The 1,095-nt window shown below is 32.7% G+C and carries 4 protein-coding genes; 3 read left to right on the top strand and 1 reads right to left on the bottom strand.

Annotated features, from left to right (window positions below):
- The 3 genes from A9G43_RS09730 to A9G43_RS09735 all read left to right on the top strand — a co-directional run.
- On the top strand, nucleotides 1-181 hold a 181-nt coding region (locus tag A9G43_RS09730; protein WP_442903322.1), incomplete at its 5' end, for a gamma carbonic anhydrase family protein.
- 144 nt (nucleotides 182-325) lie between these two features.
- Complete coding sequence (locus A9G43_RS11085; RefSeq protein ID WP_176701726.1) at nucleotides 326-445, top strand: EexN family lipoprotein; 120 nt, start codon at nucleotides 326-328, stop codon at nucleotides 443-445.
- Nucleotides 446-557: 112 nt separating this feature from the next.
- Nucleotides 558-806, top strand: a complete 249-nt coding sequence (locus A9G43_RS09735) for a hypothetical protein (protein ID WP_065608629.1) — start codon at nucleotides 558-560, stop codon at nucleotides 804-806.
- Here the strand turns inward: A9G43_RS09735 and A9G43_RS09740 are convergent.
- A partial coding sequence (locus A9G43_RS09740) for an integrase core domain-containing protein (RefSeq protein WP_141673986.1) occupies nucleotides 789-1,095 on the bottom strand: 307 nt, incomplete at its 5' end. The two genes, A9G43_RS09735 and A9G43_RS09740, sit on opposite strands and share 18 nt — an antisense overlap.

Here is a 1,095-nt window from a genome sequence, read left to right on the forward strand (position 1 = left end):
CCCCCCCCCCCCCCCACAAATTCATCAAAATTGTTTTATCGCAAAATCTACCGATATTATTGGTGATGTCGTTTTACAAGAGGGTGTTTCTATTTGGTTCAACGCTGTTTTACGCGGTGATATTGCTCCGATACATATTGGTAAAAATAGCAATATACAAGATAACACTACCATCCAATGAGTTAAACAGAAATTTAATAGATAAACAAAAAGAAATCACAATTGAAATGAAAAATTTACAACCTACAACGGTTTTTTTCAAGAATTGCAAAACGAATTTAATAGAAAAAAATCAAGAAAGTCTAATCAATTCTAGGAGAATGAAATGAAAAAATTACTATCTATCTTCATTATTACAACAACCTTTTTATTGGTTGGTTGTGAAAAGAATTACACCGTTGAATATTGGAACTCTCATAAAGAAGAGAGAGAAATAGTTATTTAAAAAAATGCGCCAATGGAGATATTAACAGAGATTCTCAAAACTGTGAAAATGCGAGAATATCTCTTTCAGAAGATCCGATAGATTTTAAATAAATTTTAATAGGAAATAATAAATGGCAGGTGTTTTTTCCTCTTTACAAGGCATTGTTGATAATGCATTGCAGGGGATAGAAAGTCCCGAAGTTTTGAAAATAATAGATGCAATTGGGAGTATATTTGGTACTGTTATGTTGCTCTGGATAACTTTTAAATCTATTGATATCGCCTTTGGACAAAGGCGATTTGTCATATCAGAAAATTTACATGTAAATACCCCAAACTTAATACACAACTCACGTAGAAAATTAAGCTGCCTGTTTTAATGTTTTATATTCGATCGGCGTCATATTATTTAGTGCTTCATGAGGCCTTTCGGTGTTATAAATCGTTAACCATTCTTCGGTTATTCTCCTTGCTTGCGCTAGGTTGTTAAAAAGATATAAATCTAACACTTCAGTTCGATAAGTCCGATTAAATCGTTCAATGTAACCATTTTGATAAGGGCTACCGGGTTTGATGTAATCTATAGTTATACCATGTGTTTTTGCCCAATTAGTAAACGTGTTTCCGGTGAATTCTGGTCCATTATCGACTCGTATTTTTAATGGATAC

The sequence above is a fragment of the Gilliamella sp. Occ3-1 genome, assembly GCF_001690655.1.
Taxonomy (GTDB): domain Bacteria; phylum Pseudomonadota; class Gammaproteobacteria; order Enterobacterales; family Orbaceae; genus Gilliamella; species Gilliamella apicola_P.